Here is a 23,577-nt window from a genome sequence, read left to right on the forward strand (position 1 = left end):
TTCAAAAAGACAGTGAAACCTCGTTCATCCGACCGAATTGGCTTCTTAATAAATTGGATATGCTCTGCCGAGGATTTGGTCGTTATCGACCGCTCCCCAATAACGGGAATCGAAACTCAGCTCATGCTCTCCGAGAAACCAATAGTTCCCTTCTTGCAAGGTGCCAGATACCAAAAAGTCCTTGGGATCGCTTCCTAGTTTATCAGCCAACGCTAAGCCTTTCGCCAGGTTCGAAGAGTTTACAAACACACCGTCGTGACTAACTTGAACGTGATCACCAGGAAGAGCCGACAGGATCTTCACCAGTCGGGTGCCATCTTGAAAAATCGGTTCAAAACCGCGAGCGTCAAAAAAATACAGTCCCCCTCGTTCTCGCGAGGTGTCCCAAGTGTCTAAAAGATAAACACTATAGTTTGGCAGGCACTTCACTTTCTGAGGATCATAAGCAATCCGATAACGAGCTGAGAATGCCTCTGCAGCAACAAACAACAGAACCATGACCGACAGCGCCTTGAAGGCAAATAGCCTCCAAGACTGCTTTTTTCGTTTCCATTTCATCATTGGGTGGAAATGTTTGCTTGTTTTATAGCTTCTAACGGCAACAGCAAATCTTCAGGAGCATTGACAATTTTCTCCCTATCCAGAACAAGATAACCAGCCTCTTTCAGCTTCATGGTCGCATTATTGACCTTCAGCAACACGTCTCTAACCTCTGCCTCTGAGGCACCCGGATCCAAGCTTTTCGCAACTTCCAAGAAGTCTACTACCGCGATTGGAGGAGTTCTCTGCAGGTCCTGTTCAAACTCTTCAATCTTCAAACGCAAATCATAAGTTGTGTAAGTAACGAACACTAAGCCGAGTGCGAGAAATGATGTCAGTACAGTCGTGGGTTTCATGCTGCATTTTCCGATTTTTTATTGCGAGAATTAATGATCATATGAATGGCATCAGAAACACTGTAGCCTTGTCTGCGAAGATCTTCGATTAGCTGAACATCTCTTGGATCAGTTGAGTAAAGAAGCTTTTGGAACTCACCGACTATCAATCTTCCGATGCCAGTCCCGACGTTGGATTTGATGAAGATCTCGGAGTAAGCACCTGCAATAGTGTGAACGGTTTTCAACGCTCGAAAGCCGCCGTCCCCCATTGCCAATTGACCGCTTTTTTTAACGCTCTCAATTGTCTCGTCTCTCTGACCCAAGAGCATCATCATTGCTGAGTTTTCAGCAATCGCTTGACCTACAGCGTTTTGGTAAAGGTCATTGATTGACTGGGTAGCAATGATCACCGAGCCACCATACTTACGGAACTTTCTGTAAGCATGCTCCATGAACTTCGAGACTTCACCTTCTTTCAGAAGATCCCAAGCTTCATCGACAATGACGATTTTTTTTCGGTTTCTTTCACCGCGATACACTTCTTGCTGAATTTGATAAATCAGCTGAAGCAAGACAACTTGTCGAAGGTTTGTACGTCCTTGCAATTCATCAAGCTCAAGAACAGTCAATTGTTTGCGAAAGTCGATGCTATTTTTGCCTGAAAAGTAGCGACCGTAATTACCCCTTGAAGTAAAAGGGAATAGCTGAGCACCAATATCTTTCACTCGCTGATCTTTATCTTTCAAGCAAGCTTCAGCGATATGATCGATCTTGAGCGCTTTGTTGTGTTCTTCCCATCCTTCACTGATGATTGCCTTTAATCGCGCATTTTGCAGATCACTCAATGTTCCTTTGGGAGAGGCCATGTTGGATACAATTCCAACGATTCCGTCTTCTTCATCTTTATAGTTATCAATCAACTCAAATGGGTTCAGGCAAACATTGGTGCCTTCTTCAAAGTGCACAAAATCACCATCCAAGGTATCACACAGTTTTTCGTAACTCTTACCAGCATCGATTACCCAGACCTGGGCTCCTTCCGACATGTAAGCAATAATAAGTTCATTCGCGAGAAATGACTTTCCGCTGCCTGATTCAGCGGCGATAACTGCGTTCTTGTTTGAGTTACTGTCATGCAGGGAAAGGGTCATCAACTGACCGTTTCGGCTCATCAATGCAATGTGTGGAGTGCCTGTCCCTTTCCACTCTCCAAAAATGGGAGCCAAGACTGCAGCATGTTCCGCAGTGAGGGTTTTGTACCTGAACAGATCTTTGATTGCTTTCGCGTCAGTACACAAAGGTAGACTGTTCAAAAAAAGCGGAAGCTGTAGATAGCGGTCTTCCATAAGCTCAAACCGACTCTCTCGCCAGAGATTGCGCGCCGCTATTGCAGCAGCTTCAACGCGCTTTCTAGTAGGTGCTGAAAGAACAACAGAATAGCTGACCCTGATAGGCTTCGAACCCTCTTTCATTTTTTCGTGGAGGAGATCAAAGCCTTGTTTCTTATCACCCAAAACCGGAACCAAGTTGGTCATTGGTCCGAGAGCCTGGTTCACAGTAAAATGCCTTTTACGTTCGAGCTGGTTTTTTAGCTGCTCAGAATCTGGATACATGACATTCATGACGACGAAATAATTCTCTTTGATTGAAGAGTTGCCGCCTGAAATATCGCCTATGTAGGTAATTGCATCGCCAAAGTAATATGCGTCTGGCAGTTTCTTTGCACTGAGAACTTTGAGATGTTGGTCTCCCAAGCAGAGCGCGCGCGGCTCTACGTCGAGCTGTGTTTCAGGATCAAATAACTGTTCGTTGATTGTCCGATCCGTCTCATACCCTGTTGCATCGTTTCGCCAGCTCGCGTTCTGCCCCCAATTCAAGAGTGTCGACATCACCCGAATGTAGCCGCGCGCGTCGAGCTTTCTAGGGACCAGCCCGATATGATTGAGAGCCTTTTCCAACTTGCCCTGCAGCTGAGTAACTTCAAGCAGATTTTTCTCAGTAGGCTTGGGGTTCTTGATTGGGACCTTACAGCTAACAATTAGCTTCAGATCCTGCACGATCCCGTTGTCATAAATGCCCATGTCTGTCGAGACTGTGACATTATCAACGGTGTGTTCCTGCAAGAAATCAATACGTTCCTTAATCACCTGCTCCATTAATGGGTCTTGATTACCGTCTCGCATACTTTGCATATGATACATCTGCATGTTGATGTCTGGAGACCGGAACAAAACAAACTGCATACTGGAATCTTTGGGAAGGTCTTGGTTAATCAGTCCAGCAACGCGCTCTTGTATCTTTTCATCGCCAGCCGGTATTGGTTGGCACATGAAAGTAAAGCCGAGAGTTTGATCATCTAATAGAAACAGATGGTCGTCCTCGCTATAAGCCAAGACCGGAATAAGACTCGATGCCCGCACCGATTCTGGAACGATCTGGTCACTCAAAATGTTTTTGATCGAGATAAATTTCATTCGCTTCCCTCCAGAAATGCTTTCAGGACAGGTGGTCGACCGCGAATGACAGTGCCCATTGGGTTGATGATCAATGGCACTCCATTAACTCCCATCATTTGAGCAAAAGTGAGCGTCTGGTCATGCCTTTTGCTGTCGCAATTTCCCTCGTTATTCACTGATGCGAGATCTTTGCGCAGGTAAAGGTCTCTTTTTTCCTCGTTCGTAGTGGCAGAACAAAACAATGAGCGAATGAGCTGATTGGACCGGTTACCGAGCGCTGGAACCAAAATTAGTTTGAACGTGTATTCCTGCATGAGGTCTTTGGCTTCATCCAGAACACTGTGACAAATGCTGCACAGTGGATCTGTGAACATAATCACTTCTTTTGGGCCAGCACCAATTGTGATTGTATTTAGCTCGTCGGGGTCAACGCCATAAGCTCTCACATCGAGCTTCAGCGCCGCTTCTCTGATTTGCTCAAATGTATCTAGAGGTTTGCGTTGCCAAACATCGACAATTTGCCCAGACAAAACAAAACGGCCATTCGTCGACAAGAAGAAGATTTTCCCTTCTTTCTCAATGGCCCTGAGCCCGTCTACCGGTAACTCCACAATTCTATTAATGGGCGGTTCTTCCGGGCTAAACTCTAGTGCGCTTGCACTTGAAATAGCCAGTGAGCAACATAACGATAATAGCAATCTGCGCATTTTTTCCGATCCAGTTAACCTGGAACGCACATTAGCGAGTTTCATTTTGGTGCTTGCGTAGCTCTGTACTCATTTTCCGATGAGCTGTTTTTTTTCTGAGTTCCAACTTTCAAAACAAAAAAGCCAGAGCAAACGCCCCGGCTCTTTGTCTCTTTGATGCTGACCTTTAGTTTACAGCGTGGGAGGCGGACACCTCCATTGATTGAGCCCCTGCATCATCGATCGCGCTCAAAGTAACCATCGGCATTTGCTCCTGATCATTCTTGGAGATCGTCACACGGGATCCGCTGACTGATACGTTGTGACCATCTACGTGCCAATTGTGTTTAACAACGCGGCCATCTGGATCCTTGCACTTAGCCTTGCCAATCCACGAGCGTGAGGTATCGGTAATCTCCAGCTCACAAACAGGAGGCTGGTTTTCCGCAACAGGGATCACAAGTTCACCGGTTGCCACAACCCCCATCTTGGTCAGAACCTTCAACTGAACCGTGCTGTCACCAGCCTCTAGTTCCGCCCTTGCATAAGAGTTGGTCGACTTAAGCACCTGCCCGTTGACTGAATAGGCATAAGAGTCCACTCGGTCGTCCGGGTGACCACCGGTGACTTCCGGACGCAAAAACACGCCCAGTGGCGCACGATGGTAACTGTTCGATGGTCTGAACGAGATCTCCACGTCATAGTCCGGCGCAGGCTCCAGGTTCAGCATCTCGCGCAGCACAGTCTCATTGCCCCGCTCATCACTGATCCTGGCAATGATCTCGTATTCTCCCGGCTTGTCGATGACAAACGTACGATTACGATCACCTCGTTCTATGACATCGGTTGCGTCATCAGGCAGCACCCAATTATAGACGGGCTCTTCCGGGTTGCGCGTATTCCCCAAGACGCGCACGCTGGCTTTGACCGTCGTTGGGACTTGGTTCGTACCCGCGCTCACCCCAAACACAAACTCTGGCCACTCATACGCCCAAACTTGGGCTTTCAGCTCAACGGTCTTGGAGGTTTGATCCTTAAACCCTTCAAGCCACGCTGTGTATTTGATGGTTACCCGCCCGTCTTGCGTGTCTTCCTCGCGAACGGTGTAGCTGGCGCTTTCCCCTTCAACTGTGGACCCATCAGGAAACACGAACTCTCCTTTGACGGCAACGTTCATATCACGATAGGGGGCTTTCAAGCGCGCAGAAAACTCATAGCTCTGACCGATCTCAAGTTTTCTGGAGCCGTAAAGCGTTGCCCGCGGTTCCTTGAGACGGCGCATCCCAACATTGTGCCGATCAACCGAGTACGCATACCGGTCTTCTATAGGCGCCTCGATAGCCCGTACTCGCACATGGACCCGCTTTACGCCTTCTTCCATCCCCTCAACAACCAATTCCTTTCCTGAACCAGTCTCAAAAGTCTCTCCGCCATCCGTCGACCATTCAAGAACATACTCACTCTCCGGCGCCGCCAGACCATTCCTTGTGACTTGCGCCAGTACAGTACCATTCGAGCCAACAACGACCGAGCTTGGTCCGCTCAGCTCAACGTCAAGCAATTCATAGGCTGTAACACTAGTTTGATCCGTATGGGAAACGGCTCCTGAGTTTATGTTTGTAATCTTGGCACGCACCAAGTAGCTGCCCACATCAAATGTATGATGAAATTGCAGCTTCTTGCGCTCGCTTTCAGGTACAAACTCTGTCCATGTTCCTCCATTGTCATAGCTGACTTGCCAAATCACTTCACCCACAGCACGGCGGTCCAAGTGATCTGAAACACTCAGTTTGAAGTAGGTGCTGAGCGGTGCAGGCCCGCTAAAGGCGCGGCTGACAACGCTACCTGCAATTTCATTACCTCGCAGCACAGTAACAAACGTCGGGGTAACTGATCGCTCAACTCGTTGGTAACCAGGATGCTCACTCAGCAATCTGGCTTCAGCAAACAAGCGCAGGCTGGATGCCCCCAGGCCCGAAATATCAACAAAAGTGGTAAGACTTCCGCCTGTAAGCGGTTCAAAGTTCGAGAGTGCAACTGGCCCATCAAGGGTGTCATAAACAACTCTTGCTTCCCACTGCCCCATCGTGGCCGCGTCGTACGCTCCATTGAAGTTTTGCGTATCGCGAAGATCGATCGTCAACGGCACAAGTTCTGTGTCTACTGCATCTCGTTGGTCAGTAGAGATGTAAGGGCGAACTGTTTCAGCCGGCACTCCAACTGCGAGAATGGTAGCTGTCCTCTCAACACCAGAGAGTTCCGCATAGCGGGCGGTGACATCAAATTGCTGTTCTTGCCAAAGGGCCAAAGGCAAGGTTTCAAGGGACATATAGACACGATTGCTTGTTTCCGAGAGCAGGTTGTATAGCTCGTTGAAAACCGTGACATTGTCCCGCATGACATCAATCAGCAGCTTAGATGCTGGTGCTGTGACAACAATGTCTCGGGTTCGTCGCCCACCTAGAGGAGCAAAGAACAAGCCATCGCCAGCTTCCGACATCTCAATCTGTGGAGCTGGAGGATTAATCGCCTCAATGTTGTATGTTTGCTCATTAAGGGTCACGCGCTTGCCGGATGGAGCAAACTTACTCACACGCCACTGAACCGGATATGTGCCTTCATCAGATAATAATCCCGTCAGATATGGCTGTGAGTAGAAGTTTTGCTGCAATCCTGTCGGGATATTCGTCCACTCGAAGAAACACTTGTTTTGTCGCATTGCCTGATCACTGTCCAAGGTCAGGGAACAGGAGCCTCCATCAATATGTTTCATTTGAAGAGAGATATTTTCAATGCCACGGTACACGGTCGTCAGGTTTTCTGTCGGCGCTAAAGAAACAGATCCTTCAGCCGAAACAACTTCAAGATCCTGCGAGCCACGACCAACCACAATGCGAGATCCGTCACCGCCATATACAGCTAGTTCATAGGAGACTGCCTGTTTGCCCAAGGCAAAGGCTACCCCTTCGATTTGGGTCATTTGGAATTCACCGTGCTCACTTAGAACACGTTCACTCTCATCTGGAATCGTTGTCCAAACGAATTCGCAAACCGGATCATCAATTGGATCGGCGTGAAAAGCGTCTTCCATGGTTGTCGTCAGTCGGCACGGATTGCCAGGTGCAGGAGAGGCCTGAATAGAGACAGGATCCAAAACCTGTTTAACTGTCCAGCTCGATGAACTCAGGTTTGCTCGACCGATCCAACTCGTCAGCTCAGCTGACAAGATTGGAGAGTTTGGTGCCGTCGTCATCACCAAAATATGGGCCGTTCCTTCAATTCCGGCTTCGGCGGGGTAAGCGCCAATACTGAGTTTGCCGGATGAAGTTGAGAAATCATGATCACTCAAAATCGCCAGGGTTTGTCCTGGCTCAATCCGCATACCATTAACGATATAGGCCGAAGGTGCATCCCCACGTAGCGTGGCCAACACGTCATAAGTGCCTGAGACTGGCGCTCCATCAGCAAGCGTGAGCGGTTCAGTTTCGATCAGTCGCCGCCCGTCCTTGTGAACCAGTTCAGTAACCACAGCGGGAATATAGAACTTGCTGTCAAAGCCCCCTTCCAGAGTGATCTGATGAGGTTTGTAATTAAACCACAAAGCTTCTTCGCTAGTGTTCCCATGCTCATCTTTCACCACAACATGCGCTGTGTAGCTGCTGTTCGGCTCAAAACTAGGGAAGAGGATTGGATATTCAAGCTGATATTGACCACCGGCCACTTCACGCACTGGCAAATTAATCTGGTCTTTGGTAGGGCCACCGGTCAGCTGTACTGATGCAATTTGTGGGTTACTGTCAGAATTATCCGAAACAGAGATGAAGATGTCATCAAGTGATACAACATCACTGCCATCATCAAGATTGAAGTGAACCGTTGGCGCGGTGTTGTCGATTACAACTGTTTCGTTAATTTCTTTGACCGTCTTGTTGTTTTGTGCATCAACCGCTGTGGCTCTGATACCGGTGTAGACACCATCTGGCACCGCCGAGAGATCATAGATGAACCTACGCTTCCAATGAGTGTATTTTATCTCATGGCTATATGGCACTTCGCTGTAAGTACCATTGGAGGCTCGTAGTTCTAACTTTGATTTGCTTGGATCGACAAACCAACGAATCCTGTGAACCGTTCCTTTAATAGCATCACTGTCATCTTCATTGACCTCAACATGAACTTCTTTTTCCTGCTCGAGAACTTTGATGTCATTAACCTCAGGATTTGTAAAATTCGTATCTATGATACGATCATACATCTCTGAGTTCAGCTGTATCGGTAACTCATGCGAATAAGCATAAGCACGAATACCCGTTCGGTAATTAGCAAAGTTCGCCTGACGTGTTTCATAGGCACTGTACTCAGGCATATCGATAGTTACAGTTGTCTGGTTAGGCTCCATGAAGACCGTTCTGTCAAGACCACGCGTGTGGTTGTTATCTACCGTGATGCGCTGGCGGTAAGGACGGGGATCAACCGTTACTACAACACGATTAAAGATCCAATCTTTCTTATCGAGACCAATCCGTAGGCTGCCATATAGTTTTTTATCTCCTTTAAAGCCAAGCTTTAGGTTTTTGATTTTAGGGGAGATTGCCGTGCCTTCAGCCACGTTTACATCAAAGTAGTTAGTGGCAACATTGGTTAACAAATCTACTGAGCGCAGACTAGCATGATTAGCCCCTATCTGAATGAACTCATAAGGTTTATACGTTTCTAGATAGACGTAGTCGTCATCAGTGTGGAACGGAGTTCCAGACAAGCAATCATTACGGCAGTGGGTAGTATATCCCAAGCCAAATGGAGAGAACGTTTTGTAGTTCTCCCGCGATAATCTCGTAATGAGCTTAATCGGGTTCTGTGAGATTGTCATTCCGGCTGTATATGGAATAAAGCCTTCAAACTTGCTGTTGTTCAGCAGCGGAGTACTAGGGGCTTTGTCTGGATCGTAAATCGCAAAAGCTTCCATCGGACCGCGTTTCGTCGATGCTTTATCATAGTAGAATGTTTCTGTTAGTTCAGTGACATTACCAGCTTTATCCCGCAGTTGAGCGACCAGCTCAAATGTACTTTCTTCGCCCTCACTGAACAGTTCCTCTGGTTTCCATTCAGCACTTCCACCCCAGGTTGATGTATATGCTGTCCGTGTTGCGTTGCCAGCCTCCAAGTCTTTGATGGCGATCTTTGCAATAGTGAGTGGAATATCAGAGGTAATTCCGTTGATCTGAAGGTAGTTGAAATACAATCCACCAATCAAACGATGCGGGAATCCGGGGACTTCTGTTGGCCTCCCTTGAACAATGTCAAAGCCACCAGACGCAGGTGGTGTTGTGTGAACACGCACCGGATCAATCTGTTCAGAAACGACATCTCCATCAGAAGACAAGATCTGAGCAACAAACTCATAACTCCCATCTGCAGGCACTGGCAGCTGCAGCCGCTCCCCGTAGAATTCATCTCCATCAACCAAAATACGGTCATTGGCCCCAAGCAACTCGCTTGAGGCTGATGAGACAACCGCCCCTCCCCCATTGCGGATCAGCATCCGGACTTTCCGGTCCAGACCGCCGCTCAGGCTAAACGTCAATTCGCTGACAGGGTTTGCGTACTCGCTTCCCGCCTGCAGCACCCTCTGCTCTCCAAGAGTATCGGTAAAGCTGTACTCCAGAAGATCGGCCTGCGCGCTGGGGAGAGCCAGCAACGTGGCCACCCCCGACCACAGGGCTAATCGCCAAGTTCTCATTCTCTGCACCTCTCTGCTTCGATCAATGCCGCGACTCTAACGGCTCGGCGCGGAATTCTTGGGAGGGTGCGAACACTTCGAAAAAGAAAAACCCGCCCGCACTTACGCGCGAACGGGCTTGTTGGGGTCATTAACCGGAGTAAAACATATTTGCTATTTCAAATACCTCCTTTCAGCTGAGTAGCGAAGACTGCTGCTACATCCCAAAGCCAATGCTGGTTGAGATCAGACCAGCCGTATTGCTGACAAATTCAGGGGTTTTGGTTGCCGCTGTGATTGTTGCGGTCATGATAGATTCCACTACGGTCGGGGAATAGTTGAGGCCCATGCCGCCGCCGATACCGACTGCAAACGCCATTAGAGACTGTCGAGCGACACCACTAACGATACCAACAAGGATCATTGCACCTGCAACAACACGACCCAAGGTGCCTTCAATCCAATCCTTGAGAGCTTCCCAAACTTCATCGAACTCCGTACCACCCGTACCCGCATGCGCCGCATCTGGCTGTACTGCCACGAAAAGCACTGCAGCAACCGTGAGCAATGACAACAACTTCAGATATTTAGTTTCTATTTTCTTTACGTTTGTTTGCATGGATATCTCCGCTTAAAAATTCTTTCCGTTTGCCATCAATTTTGAGTTTCTTAGGGGTGAAGAGTAGAGATGCTTTTCCTGTGGGGGGCGCTAACCACCCATTTCCGTGGTTCTAATTCAGTAAAGACATAACCGGACATGACCAAATCACCGCTGGTGTCTTCACGGGGGGCCACCCAAATACGCATTACTTGCGCAGGGGATCGTATTGGCGTTGGTTTTCCTGAAAGCTGACCAGACACATACCCGAGGTCGTCCAACATTCCTTGAGGACGTGTCGAGTTGTGTTCTCCATTCGCATTCACAAAGTTTGACGGTAAACGGCCATTATTGGTCGCTTCATACATTTCAGCGGTAGACATGCACCTCACGTTTTTCGCATTGTCAGCGCAGGAAAACTCTGCCTCTCCAAGCCCCAGACTACTGCAGCCAGCAAGTGTAATTGAAGTAAGCAAGGCAAACAGTCCTCGCGAGTATGATCGCCGCCTATTGGTCATGCTTTGCCCCCTTTGAAACTGAGTTTCGCACCTTTTGTGACGATCACTTCGATTTGGCGACCGGCATCAATTTCGATAACTGGATGCACGCCTTCAGCTCGTTCAATGTAATAGTCTGCAATTTTCGCCAGAGCCTCTGAGGCACCTTTTGCGCCAGCATTACTCAATGCGTCCTGGCTCATGAGAGATTGATAGAGAGCTTGAGAGTCTCCTTTTGTGTTCAAGGCAGGTACTTGCGGTGCACTGAACGCTCCGGCAGCACCTGACAGGAAGCCTGCCAACATAGAGCGGCCAATAATTGCGCCCTGTTTGCTAACCAACCGGCCTCGAACACCGGCCTTTCCGTCCTCACCAACAGCATATGAAGCCAGGGAGGCTTCTATCACGCCTCCGTCGTCACGAACGCATGAGAGAGTTTCGCCTCTCAGATAAGCTCGCTCGGACGACAAATCACCGTAGCCAGACATGATGAGAAAACATTCACGAATATCAGCGAGAAAGTAGTTCGGCAGAATTGCTTCCTTCTGCAATCTCAACAGACTTGGGAACGGTTCTTTGCGAGCATTGCTGTTCGTGGGAGCGTCCATGCCGTTCAGAATAACGCCTTGCAGAATAGATCCGGACGCCAGGAACAAACCTGGGTCATCCTTTTCTTCAGCTTCGAGTTCTTCTACACCAGACGCAATTTGACTGATCGTGACTATGTTGCCACTAACTCTTGGCTCAGAGCCTTCCGAATTGCCCGCCTTTGCTGAATCTGACCTTTTTTGTCCAGATTCTGTTATAACTGGGTCTGGATAAATAGCTGTTTCAAAAACCTTATTTGGATTTTGGACTTCTTGAACATTCACCTCGTCACTCAGAGACTCGCCATCTTCCATGTCATCAGGAAAGTCTGACGGACTGGTGCCAGATACAGCTTCATTCACTGTGCGAATGACTTGCTTTTCTGTCTCAAGCAACTGCTGTTGGAGACTTTTGTTTTCGCTTTCAAGCCTTGCTACTGCTTCACTCAGCTTCTTAAGGCGAGTATTAAATTGCCCATCATTTAAGCCTTTACTCCTTGCGGAACCAAGCTGTTCTCCTTGGTTTGTTACATCGCGCTTCAAACCCTGAACATCGTTAGTTATGCGCGATAGTTTTGCATCTAAGGCTTCCAAGCTAACGCGGCGCGTATTACCACTCGTCAACACATTACGAATGGTCTCATCGCGCCCTTTTTTGACTTGTTCGGTATTGCTTGGGCCGGTCGTCAAAGCAACGAGAACCACCACACCACCAGCAGCCAATCCGCCAGCAGCCCATTTCTTGAACTTGGGATCAACCTTATCTAGCAACGCTCGCATGACTAACTCCCTCCCAGTAGCGACTTACGCTTCGTTGCAGGGCGACCGCCGACATTTCGACGAACAGCAACAAAGACTTCAGTTTTTTGCCCCGGTAAGAGCACCGAGTAGGGCCAAGTTGTAACAGCCGCGACATTCCACGCGCCGCAGCTCTGCTCATTAAACTCAAGAGCACGCTTCGTTTTGTTTTCAGCCACACCGATGAACACAGAGAGGTTGTGTCCAGTGTAGAGCTGCCCGGATGCGAATTTCGTCTTGATTCCAGCTTGCGTACACTTGGGTAAGTCAGCTGTTCGCGGAGTTTTAGAAAGAACGTAGCCTTGAGGAACTCTGCCCTGTGCTGTTTCTCGAAAGACGTTTCGGATTACCTCAACAAATGGCTGGCTTGTTTCCCAGCGCTCAGCATTACGGTTCGCTACGATGTTGGTTACATCACCTTGAGATAATTGAAGGTTTATCTCTTTCGGTGGTATTCTTTTGGGAACCATAGTCAGGCTGAGAGCTACGGCTTCGGAACCACGCTCCGTGATGAACATCGTCACCGGATATTCTTTGCTGGTCGCAACATAGATCACGTTATCGGTGATACAGACCTCACCACAGTCCGTGGCACTGCCCGCTTCCAACGTGGTTGATTTCACGACGGGGTTAGCAAACGGGGTCACAATCCGGTTCGGGTGATTTTGTGCAATCGGGATAATCTGGTTCACTCCAGGTACCATATTCAAATTGCTTTGAGCTGCTGGGGATCTTTCATCCTTACGCTTAGGGTAGTTCGCCGGATCAATCACAGGCCGTGTCTTTGGCGTAGACGCCGCACTCTGTTTCTGTATCACCGGGGTCTTAGCGGCAGCAGACGACTTATTCTGCTCTTCTTGAACAGGGCTTGTCGTCGGTTGTGTTACAGCCGCTGGCGCCTTTGCAGCCACAGGCGCAGGCACGTTTTTCTTCATAGCGCTTTCACGAACAAACGGCAGATCTAAAGCGTAAGCTGACGTGCAAGTCGCTAGCAACAAAACGGATATTAGGGAAATTCTCGACTGCATTTGGATTTACGCCCTTTGCTCTATTTCTTCTTGAGAACGCGAGCGGTACGCGGGCGTCCTTCATACATCTGCATGCCAGTAATGACGGGTGCGTAAGCTGAGACCTCCACGATGTATTCGTATGTACGATCGGTACGCCTCTCAGTACCGGAAGGAGCTCTCATGAAAGAGGTTCCATAGACAAATACCTTGTTCGAGCTTGGCTCAAACTCCAGCAATCGCGGTTCAAAACGCATGGAGACACGGTCTGCCTTGATCTCCTCCGCCTGCAGGTTGATTGCTAAGATCACGTCTTCATAAATCGAGGGATGTAAGAGCGGACCGACGCGCTTTTCGACCAACTCGACACTTGATGGCGTCACATTCCCCATAAGCATGGCCATTGCCCAGCCCCATGCTTCCTTGTAGCTCTGTGTGCTGTCTGACTTCATCACTTCCGCTTCTTGAGTCAAAGACCAAGGCTGAAGCACAACAACTGTGTCTCTCTTGAACACCAGAACCGTGAGCATTATGACCGCGAGGATGAGCCCAAGTAACAAGAGGCGGTTCCATCGATTTTCCGCTTGGGTTCCATCCCACGTAGTGAGAAACTTCTGAAGTCTCATGGGAAGTATCTCCGCACATATGGATTGCGAAAGGACCGACATAGTTGCGGGGTCAGCCCCACCCAGTAAATCGCGTGGTACATAAACCCATCAGGATTACCTTCGCGAACGCGCCGATAAATCTGCGCTGCAATGAGACCAATCGGTATGAAGTAGTGAGCCTTCCCAAGCAGCACTCCGAAGAAGAGGGCAATGAAGATTGGAGCGACCTCATCTAGAGACCAAAGCAACACATGGATTGGATCATCGACTCGCCTTGGAATTTGCACTGGTTTCATCACTACGCCTCATTTTTTAATCTCAATGAAGATAGCGATTTGCCAATTTCGTGAGCGAAGCAGCGGGCGCATTTCGTTTTTTTTTCGGCTATCTCTTCTTTATGTGTTCGCCATTGCTCAACCGACCATGATCAGCCAACACAAAACAGACGGTTTTCATTTTCAGGGAAATGGGGTGACGACTGTTTCCACCTACTGGCCCACCATCATCGTGGTGTTGGCACCAAATGTGTCCGCATACTTCGGGTGTTCGCATGCGAACACCCGCCATAACACTCTGTATTATATGTATTTTACACCATCCCAACAATCAAACCGAGACTAGTCGCAAAGAGGATAAGGGCGACAGGAAAGGTACACCGGTCCAAACCTAGAAGGTGGGTGATCTCAAAACCATCGGACGCATTGAAGGACTGCTGGAGTTTTAAGGGAAGGCTCTCCGCACAAATGGATTGCAGAACGAGCGACATAGCTGCGAGGTCAGGCCCACCCAATGAATGCTTTTGCACTTAAACTTGTCAGGAGCACCTTTACGCACGCGCCGATAAACCTGCGCTGCAATGACACCTATAGGTCAAAAGGAACGAGTCTTTCCAGATAGTTTGACGAAAAAGAGGGCAATGAAGGTCGGGATGATCTCATTAAGAAACCAGAGCGGGGTATTGGTATCTTCACACTCACAAGAAAGGAAATGCACTGGCATCTTTACTACACCCTGCTTTTTCGTCTCAATGAAGATAGCAATTTGCAGATTTCCTTGAGCGCAGTAGCGCCCGTATTTGGATTTTTTTTACCTTACCCTACTCTACGTGAGCGCATTGCTAAGCCGGCCATAATCAGCCAACACAAATTTAGCGGTTTCTCTTTCAGTTGATATGCGTTCATGACTGCTTCCAACCATTGGCCCACCTTCATCGTGGCGTTGGCGCCAAGTGCGCGAGTATACCTAGGGTGTTCGCATGCGAACACTTCATATAGGCCGCTGTTTTATATGATCAAACGTCTTCTTACGACGACCAAGGATGCACAGCGCACAACCGTTCCATGATGCTCTTCCAACCAAATGCACCTGCTCACAACACCGGCTTTCTTTGTTCAGGGAAATGGGGTGACGACTGTTTCCACCTACTGGCACACCATCATCGTGGCGTTGGCACCAAGTGTGCCCGTATACTTAGGGTGTTCGCATGCGAACACCCACCATAACACTTTGTTTTCATATCCTTTTTTGCATATTGCTGACTATCATACCGAGACAAACCGCAACCACAATAAGGGCAATAGGAATGATGCGAGGGTCCAAAGCTATAGGTAGCGTGAACGCGAAAACCATCGAAAAAACAACAAACGCTACGCCGCGTACACCATAACGGTGAATGACAGGGCTGGCGTATTGGAAGTTTGTTTTCTTAACACTGCGCATCATCAAGCCATCAAAAATAGCCGGAACAAAGATCAACGCCATGTATGGAGACCAGACTACAAAGAGCGAAACACGAACGAGCAAATGATAGATGGTTGCAAATAGACCGTTCAGTCGATCCTCAACCAATGGAAACCACCAATCTCCCATGTTTTCCAACCCGACAGACCGGTGCTTTTGTTCGTCTGTAGGGATGAATAGGCGGTAGGTTTCTTCCTGAATTCCGGTCTTTATGAACGCTGAAGTGTACCAACCGGATGCCCTGTCTTGTACCCACTTGGCAGTTTCTTCGCCAAGGCCAGAATTGATCAATGCCAACTCACTCGTAACCGCCTTGTGTGTCCAGTTCCCCGGTATCAGGATCACGATAGCCAGGATCTGGAGTGAAAGCGCCAACATCGCCCATACAAACGGCTTGCTCATATTCGTTCCTTAACAACAGTCGAGTGACTTTTCTCGTTGTTATATCGCGATACGTGAGCACCCTGTATTCATCTACATTCGGAAGTCTCGCCTCATGCCATGAAAAGGGACCACTATTGCCCCGGCAGAACTCATCTAAGGACGCACCAAACAAAGGGTTCCACCTCCCACCTGAAGCACATCTTATGCGGCATTGTGAGACTTCTGCTATCTGTGTAACAAGTGTCGAGACAAACACGGCCAACCGCATCGCCTGCGTGCTTTCCAAAGAGTTGGTCCGGTAGATCAGATTTTCGTATGCTTGCAGCGCATTCCCCACCAAAACGGAAACCAAGCGTCTATCGCCTAGATAGGCACTGTCGCCAAAAATGCGACAAACGTTTTGAATTACGTCAAATGCAATTGGTAGTTCATATTCTAAAACACTACCTGCACTACTGCCATCAGGTTCAGAGGGCATAATCTCTGTACGTAGACGCAGATAGACTTCACCTGTCGACAAATCAGGTTTTACGACGTTTAAGGCAAAGTTGTTCATATCAGCGGCTTCTATCAGTGTGCTTTCAGAATGGGGATTCGACCTTTAACAATACGACCCGCCGATATTTTAGCAATAAATTCAAGGTTTGGCAGCATCCCCATTAATTGAGATGGGAATATCTCGGCTTCTTCTTCCATAAGCCGTTCCCCTTGGTTACCTCCGTGAAGGATTGGATGATTTGAATCAGTGTTTTGCCCCTGGGTTCTCATCACGTATTTGACCCTCGTTTTGGGCAAATTCTGGGCAAGGTACTCTTGCGTTTCACTATCAATGGTTCTCAAAGCGAATGTGTTGTTCAAGTTTCCCAGAACCATCATAGCCCGCGCTTTAGACCCTAACTTCTCTTCCATGTCCGCAATTGTTTGTGTTGCAACAAATAGCCGGAGGAGTGCACCGCGACCTTTATTCAGAAGCTGAATGAAGGGTACGTTCATTACTTCTGAGGCTTCATCAACAAAGACATTTACTGGAGCAAGATCCTGACCGTAGTTATATCTGTCACCCGCCAAAGCTACCAGATCGGCAAGCATCAGAGATCCAACAGCTTGCGCGACCATATTATCAGTCAATGAATCCAAGCCCAAATACGTCACACAGTTGTTGTTAATCAGCTGCCCAAAACTCATGATTGGGCGTTCATCGTCCAAGTTTTCTGGATCAGGCGAAAGCAACTCACCAATTTCTCCACTGGTGAGCATGTTCATGATAGGCAGCAAGGATGAAACCATCTTGGCAAAGTGCGTTCTGTCATGTTCCCACATAGACAAAAGCCCTTCGAGATCTGAGTTTGGGTTCTCCGGTTGTAGTTTCTTGTAGTAGAACGCGGCCATTGCCCCCGCCCTATGATCATCATTTGCTTGATCCTTTTTTTTCAAAAAGGTCTTAGCTTCGTCTACGCCATTGGGAAGCACCTTCCCAGCGTATGAAATGACAGCCCGCTCAACAAGCTTTGCAGCGCCACCTTCCAGGTACTGTTTTATGCGTCTTAAATTGGGTGCTGCGTGAATCAAAAGAAGACCCTGCACAATATTATTCAGAGCACTCCACGAGAACTGAACGAAGGGATCAATTCCTCCACCGGACGTAGGCAGCAATGCAGCAATACGGCTTGCTAGCTGCGTACCTCTGGTGAAATTCTTCAACGGGTCAATACGAACAGACTGATCTGGAAATGCTGGATGGAAACTAACAAAGCGTTCTGGTTGCCCAAGAGCTATGCAAGCTTGTTTCGCGTTCTGCGCCATTTCCTTGTCGCCCTTGGGATCTATGATCACCACGGGCTCGTTACGGGCGATCGCCTGAGAGATAACAATGTCAAACATACGAGTTTTGCCAGCCCCCGTAGTTCCAATGATGAGCGTATGGCCTTCTACATGCGACATAGCCTGGAAGATATCGTTTTCCTCCGGCTCGACCCCATGTATCCAGGGTTGCCCTATGTTCTTACCCTGATCATCATTCTTACGCCTCGTAAAAGGTAGTTTTAAAGGCTTTGGACGGACGCTCTTGGTAAAGGTTGCCCAATCCCGCTTAAGTATCTCAAACACGCGCTGCGCGTGCCGATTTTCCCAATCAAACCCTGTCCCGTACCATACGTGAGCACCATCGCTACCCATTTTTTTCTGAAGTTCATCAAAATTGATATACTCAAATGGCCTACCGCCTAGGTTTTTCTGTAACCGATTTAGGCGCCATGCTGCAGGCAGGCGCGCTAGCCCCATCGCACCACAGATACCGGCCATCCAGTAGAAAGGATCTTCAGGCATCTTGGAGACCTGCTGGATCATCAGAGCAAGCGCAGATGACGACGCCCAACCTGAGATAGCCCACATCTCATAGTTTGGGCGCCAAGGAACTTCGTAATTTGTCGGATTGTACTTAATCATTTTCTGGCACCTTTAAACGCAAAGTGTTGTTTTCTGAATCAAGCACTATTCCCGCCTCAACAAGCAAATGCTCTAACTGAAACCGTCGTAGGCTAGGGCTCTCTTTAATGATCTCTTTCAGGGCATCTGCGCTGGTAATCAGATCATTTCCCTCTATCTGCACATTGGACCGAAGCCACCTTCCCTCCCGCGCAATGACCATCTCCTTCAAATCTCTAATGCGTTCGATACCCCTTGGCCGTTCTTTACCGCTCCTGCGCCTTTTTACCTCACGAGGTGCATTTTCTTTTTCAGGAATATGATCGGCTTCTTGTTGAGGCGCCTCTGTTTCAACATCACCGGCAGGTTTCTTGTCGGCTCTGTCTGCTTTCTCCTCGTCTGCTGCAGAGGGTTGAGGAACCAAGTCAGACATAAGTTGAGAGATCTGTATTGTTAGAACCAAGCAGCTGGTGCCCTCTACCGTTTGTGTCGCTCTACCGGTACTAAAACGATCAGGCTCAACCACTCCAGCCGCGTTGAGAGTTCCTAGTAATTTCAAGGGCTCACCAATACCTTTAGAGAAGGTAGACCATACCAAACAAAGCTTTTGTCCATGCCATAGAAATCTATCTGCACCCTCCCCTTGCTCCGAGCTTGCTTTGTCTGCAACCTCAATCAAAAGGTCTGCAGCTGCAGCATGCTCGCTCAGAACTTGATTAAGAGCTGCTTTAGGGCTCAGGTCAGTTGTCTCAGGCTTCTCAAGCTTATCTCGGATAGGTTCGCTTGACGGTTTTTCTTCTTCTGACACATCCGCCCACCTTATCGGTGCTTGCCCCGTTGTTTCATCAGTACGATCTTGATGAGGTTCGTCAGACTGAGATAGAGCTTTGTTCGTTTGTTCCTTTTTCTGTCGTCGGCTTACATTTTGCTGCAAATGCTTACTCAGACGAGTAGCTGTATCAGCCGGTGCTACATCCGTTGTCGTGCTTTCTGTTTGCTGCTTTAGAGGAGCTATTGGTACAACAGAGCTGGTTGCATCATGAGCATGCTCATTTTGGCTTCCTGGCTCCATTTCAGAGTAATCTTGAGAAAACTCCATTTCACCTTGTGGTGGTGCTGCATCAAAGTAGTCATTTGCTGGCGAAAACGGTATTTCCTGCGGGTCCATCGGAAACTCTCCCGTCAACGGGTCGTATTCGCACTCGTGGGGCTCTGTAGCTGTGTTCTGCACCACTGCACTAGAACTCTGATCAGTGGCAGGGTTTGCTTCTTTAATGCCCTTCAGTTCTACAGCTGGAGGCAACTCATTAGAGAACACATATTCGCTGACTATCTTAAGTGCCGTAACAGGGCTCATAAGGGAGATACCAGGTTGTCCAGAAGGTATCGGCAAGATCTTATGATAGAGGAGTTTTTCATCATCCCCTGGCGCAAGTGCGATGCCTTTTTCAAACAATATCTCAGCTAAAGTATGTGGGTCTTGCGGAACACCCGGAATGTTGTCTTCCTTTAACAGATCGTGAATGGCTCGCACTGTGGGTGGCCAAACCAGAAATGTTCCTTCCCTTGTATGCCAAACCCTTCCGCCTGCCTGATTGACCTGTAGCTGTCCACTACTTACCAGACGACGCAATGCGTCAATCACGTACCGCTCGATAGGAACACCATATGCGTATTGATCGGTGTCCAAACGGTTCAGTTTAAGGTCACGCTGAACACTTGCCTGATCAGCCGTAAGTACCTGCTTGGCAACCGGATTTGAAACACCTGTACCATTAATCGCAACAAGCAACTCTCGCAGTATCTCTGGCCCACTATCACTGAGCTTCCCCAGTATCGCAGGCGTCATGATCTGATTAACAGCCAGAGCGGCAAAGTTCTCGTGTTGCTTATGTCTGTTGTTATACCAACTCAGAAAGTATCGCTCAATTTCATGATCTGAGAGCCAGTCGCTAAGCGAACTGGTGTACGGGTTCCACTCCAACCCACCGTCTTGTGTTCTTACGCGGATATCTGTCATGGCTTTTCCTACGTCATGACAAAGCCCAGCTAGACAACAAGCTACTTTCCAACGCGGCTCAATCTCTCTTCTTTCAGCCGGAGTTCCTGTTGTAGCAAAGATAATGCCATTGGCTGTCTGTGCCGCGTACTGTGCGACTTCAAGCCCATGGCGAAACAACCCTCCTGCGCCTCGGTGGTGGTGACTCTCACTTGCAGGTAGGAGATGTACATAGGCCGCATAGTTTCGAATTGCGGGCGCGACAAGCTCTTCATAGAGCGCTGGATGCAGTCCAAGAGACTGCTTTATCTTTAACAGAAGCTCTTTTTGGGTAAGGAGTATCTTGTCCACGCTGATCGATGGCATTCCAGTAGCAAAAGGCGGATAACGAGGGAGGTCCCGGATCTCATCATCAATGCTCTGATCCTCTTGCGCTTTGCCTTTTGCTGCTAGGTCTGTCTTGCTTTTTGTGCGGACATTCCATCTCCGATTAGATAGCAAAATACGTGGGAGCAGCTTCATCTTTGGTCATCCTTTGTTTGGATCAATTTGCCAAAGACTGAAGCACTCATGGTCGAGGAACGCACATTCCTAGGATATTTCACAAAATAAGTTATCAGTCTGCGATGATTAGCCATGGCAGGTTTTAGATTGAGCACACAATTTCAACACAGAAGGCCTGCTCATGAACCGGACAAAACCACTTGCTGTTGCCTTTCTAGCTCTACTAGGCGGCTGCGATACACTCCAGAACTCACAACTACCGTTCTGGGTAAGCCAAAATGAACAGCCCGTGGCCCAAGCTGCCACAGTGGAGAAACCACACCGGCAAAATTGGCTGTCGAACCGGAGTAAAGCTGTTCCTCCAAAGGTGTCGCGCCGTGATCGATCTCTAGGTGGGGCAGCATACCGACAGGAGGGCTTCGTACACGTCTTGGACAATCGGTCTTCACATAAATCTGGAATTCCCATTGTCTACCCTCCAACGGTATCACTCTCTGCTTCCACGGCAGTCCAGATGGGTCGAGCGAATAGCGAAGTCTATGGGAGGTCTATCTATGAGCAAGAACGCTGGGACAGATATTGTAACCGAGGACATGGAATGGACTTGAACGACGTGAAGTTCATCCAGAGAACTGGTGTTCAGAACGTTCCAGGCTCTCTCAGGGCCACTTGTGAACTGCCACCGTTCGATTTGTCTGAGTACAGCAAGGCATGGAGCCGGCACTGTTCAGGTAACACAACTACAGCAGATCAAAGAATTGTCACGGCTACCCAAATGCCTTACTATTTGAAGCAATCCTGCAGTGGGAAATAACCTCGCTCACAAACGGGATCAGTGGCCCTCTCAGTAGGACCACTGTTTTTTTTTGAAAAGTATAGTTTTTTACGGGGTTTTCAAAAAATTTGAATATTCCGTTTTTTTTTGGGTTTTTCAAATTCCGTTTGCTTGGTCAAAGACCCCTACCACCGCTATGCATTCACATGGAACTTCAAACGAGTCTTTTGTACTGTCTCTTCTTACCCGAACAAATCCGTCCCGACAGCTTAGCTGCTCCAAGTCTAAAATCGCATTGTAGTTAGCTTCATCGTAAGCAACAGTCACATGCACTTGCGGCCTCTCTCCTCGCGAACTCTGCTTTCGTGATTTGCCTTTACCGACGATGGAAGGCTTTTTCTTCGCTTTTTTGGCCGTCACTTTTTGCAGAGTGTCACGTACATGCTCTCGCTTCAACGCATCAGTACCAACTGATTGGAGCAGCTGCTCAGTACTTGTAGGTGATACCGCATGTATTTTTACAAGATTAGATAAGATATCAGCGTCTGACACTCCTCTGTCAGCAAACTGCTTCACCAACGAGGGATCTTCATTGAGCTTGAGATGCCTCATCACGTACATTCGACTCTTACCAATGATTTTGGCAATCTCTCTATGGTTGAAGCCCAAAGAAACCAACTTCGCAAGTGAACTGCCAATTTCTTGCGCCGTCAGATTATCACGCTGAATATTCTCGACTAACTCCATCTCGATACGTTTAGCTTCGCCGGGAGCAGAACCAACTATTGCTTTTATCGTTTCCTTCTTTAGCGCAACATGCGCTCTCCAACGTCTTTCACCATTGATAATCGTGTACTTGCCGTTTTGCTTCTTATCCGACACTAGAATAGGTTGCTGCAATCCTGTTTGCTGGATGGAGTCAGCAAGTTGATCGATATCCCGAAATTCTTTTCGTACCTGGTTGGGGTTGGGCTCAACATCCAACACAGGTAAGAGCAAGATGCGATCTTTCGTTTGTCTATCAGCTAGCTGACCTAACCTTGCCAAGCTCCCACCCTGTTTCATCACCCTACCCCTTTGCAGCCAATCGTCTGATAATTGCAACCACAGCCTCATATGGTTGCGCGCCGCTTAGAGGGACGCTTATTCCGGTCGTGTTATCGACAACAAATGAAGATGGTGTCGATCTAATGTTCAAGTCATTGGCTCTCTGAACATCGCGTTCAACGATCTGCGTAGCTCTGCCACCGCGCATGCAGGTTTGAAGCTGATCAATATCTGCTCCAACTTCGTTGATCAATTTGGGAAGATCGCTCACACCCTGTCCGTTGCTACCGGAACGCTTGAAAACTTCATCCACAAAGACCCAAAAGCCCTTGTTACCTTTTTGCTCGCGAACACACTCGGCGGCTACAGCCTGTTGCTTGGCTGCTGGGTTATGGAAATCCAGCGGTAGGTGCTTGTATTGCCAGTTTACGTTCCCGTTAGAAGCTTCGACTACCTTCTTCGGAGTTTCATGGAATTTTTTGCAGTAAGGGCATTCAAGGTCCGAATATTCAACGATTGTGAAACGTGCATCAACATTGCCGTAAATTCGCCGCCCTCCAGTATCGTCCTTGGCCAGCGGCCAGTCTTGATACAAAGCCGCCTGGATCTCAGCTTCACGCTCATCCGCCATAGATTGGATCGTTGCTTTGATCATTGATCCAAGTTCATTTTTTTTCACTGCATTTGCGTCAACAACATCACGCAACTGTGCGAGCTCATTGTTGATACTGGTTACCTGCACAGTAAGCGTCCGGCGAACCCGACCTGACGATTCTAGCTTTGCTGCTCTATCGTACGTGTAGTTTTATCTGCATGGACTTTGATGATGATAGAAAGCCAAGGACGGCGCTGGAGTGACGATGAGAAGCG

General features: G+C 48.4%; 16 protein-coding genes. All 16 read right to left on the reverse strand.

The features are described from left to right. Nucleotides 1–45 precede the first annotated feature (45 nt). The gene (locus PsAD37_RS16470; protein ID WP_206600080.1) at nt 46–561 is read right to left on the reverse strand and encodes a S26 family signal peptidase; all 516 of its coding nucleotides are present in this window, start codon (nt 559–561) and stop codon (nt 46–48) included. Next, nucleotides 558–896, reverse strand: coding sequence for a hypothetical protein (locus PsAD37_RS16475; protein ID WP_063297082.1), 339 nt, complete (start codon nt 894–896; stop codon nt 558–560). The genes PsAD37_RS16470 and PsAD37_RS16475 overlap by 4 nt, the downstream gene beginning before the upstream one ends. Beyond that, nucleotides 893–3,352: a type IV secretion system protein TraC gene (gene traC / locus PsAD37_RS16480; RefSeq protein WP_063297083.1), complete on the reverse strand. Its 2,460-nt coding sequence runs from the start codon at nt 3,350–3,352 to the stop codon at nt 893–895. Before traC ends, PsAD37_RS16475 begins: the two co-directional genes overlap by 4 nt. After that, a complete protein-coding gene (locus tag PsAD37_RS16485; RefSeq protein ID WP_084407887.1) occupies nt 3,349–4,086 on the reverse strand; it encodes a DsbC family protein in 738 nt (245 codons plus the stop codon). Before PsAD37_RS16485 ends, traC begins: the two co-directional genes overlap by 4 nt. A 121-nt stretch (nt 4,087–4,207) precedes the next feature. Then, on the reverse strand, nt 4,208–9,760 hold the full coding sequence (locus PsAD37_RS16490) for an Ig-like domain-containing protein (RefSeq protein WP_084407889.1): 5,553 nt from the start codon (nt 9,758–9,760) through the stop codon (nt 4,208–4,210). A 196-nt stretch (nt 9,761–9,956) separates the two neighbouring features. After that, entirely contained in the window at nt 9,957–10,358 is a 402-nt protein-coding gene (gene traA, locus PsAD37_RS29195) for a TraA family conjugative transfer protein (RefSeq protein ID WP_063297086.1), read from the reverse strand. A gap of 50 nt (nt 10,359–10,408) precedes the next feature. Next, nucleotides 10,409–10,855: a TraV family lipoprotein gene (locus PsAD37_RS29595; protein WP_369327104.1), complete on the reverse strand. Its 447-nt coding sequence runs from the start codon at nt 10,853–10,855 to the stop codon at nt 10,409–10,411. Next, the gene (locus PsAD37_RS16500; protein WP_063297087.1) at nt 10,852–12,201 is read right to left on the reverse strand and encodes a TraB/VirB10 family protein; all 1,350 of its coding nucleotides are present in this window, start codon (nt 12,199–12,201) and stop codon (nt 10,852–10,854) included. The genes PsAD37_RS29595 and PsAD37_RS16500 overlap by 4 nt, the downstream gene beginning before the upstream one ends. A gap of 2 nt (nt 12,202–12,203) precedes the next feature. Continuing rightward, a complete protein-coding gene (locus PsAD37_RS16505; RefSeq protein ID WP_084407891.1) occupies nt 12,204–13,154 on the reverse strand; it encodes a type-F conjugative transfer system secretin TraK in 951 nt (316 codons plus the stop codon). A gap of 113 nt (nt 13,155–13,267) precedes the next feature. After that, nucleotides 13,268–13,852, reverse strand: a complete 585-nt coding sequence (locus PsAD37_RS16510; RefSeq protein ID WP_063297088.1) for a TraE/TraK family type IV conjugative transfer system protein — start codon at nt 13,850–13,852, stop codon at nt 13,268–13,270. Then, nucleotides 13,849–14,130, reverse strand: a complete 282-nt coding sequence (gene traL, locus PsAD37_RS16515) for a type IV conjugative transfer system protein TraL (RefSeq protein ID WP_063297089.1) — start codon at nt 14,128–14,130, stop codon at nt 13,849–13,851. The genes PsAD37_RS16510 and traL overlap by 4 nt, the downstream gene beginning before the upstream one ends. Before the next feature lie 1,216 nt (nt 14,131–15,346). Then, nucleotides 15,347–15,976: a DUF4400 domain-containing protein gene (locus PsAD37_RS16525; protein WP_063297091.1), complete on the reverse strand. Its 630-nt coding sequence runs from the start codon at nt 15,974–15,976 to the stop codon at nt 15,347–15,349. A 552-nt stretch (nt 15,977–16,528) separates the two neighbouring features. After that, nucleotides 16,529–18,403 (reverse strand): conjugative transfer system coupling protein TraD, encoded by a 1,875-nt coding sequence (gene traD, locus PsAD37_RS16530; protein ID WP_153039775.1) that lies wholly within the window; start codon nt 18,401–18,403, stop codon nt 16,529–16,531. Further along, on the reverse strand, nt 18,396–20,903 hold the full coding sequence (mobH, locus tag PsAD37_RS16535; protein ID WP_063297092.1) for a MobH family relaxase: 2,508 nt from the start codon (nt 20,901–20,903) through the stop codon (nt 18,396–18,398). Before mobH ends, traD begins: the two co-directional genes overlap by 8 nt. Before the next feature lie 913 nt (nt 20,904–21,816). After that, entirely contained in the window at nt 21,817–22,725 is a 909-nt protein-coding gene (locus tag PsAD37_RS16540) for a ParB/RepB/Spo0J family partition protein (RefSeq protein ID WP_193778283.1), read from the reverse strand. A 4-nt stretch (nt 22,726–22,729) separates the two neighbouring features. Next, nucleotides 22,730–23,449: a DsbA family protein gene (locus tag PsAD37_RS16545; protein WP_063297094.1), complete on the reverse strand. Its 720-nt coding sequence runs from the start codon at nt 23,447–23,449 to the stop codon at nt 22,730–22,732. Between the last annotated feature and the right edge of the window lie 128 nt (nt 23,450–23,577).

The organism is Pseudovibrio sp. Ad37, assembly GCF_001623075.1.
GTDB lineage: Bacteria > Pseudomonadota > Alphaproteobacteria > Rhizobiales > Stappiaceae > Pseudovibrio.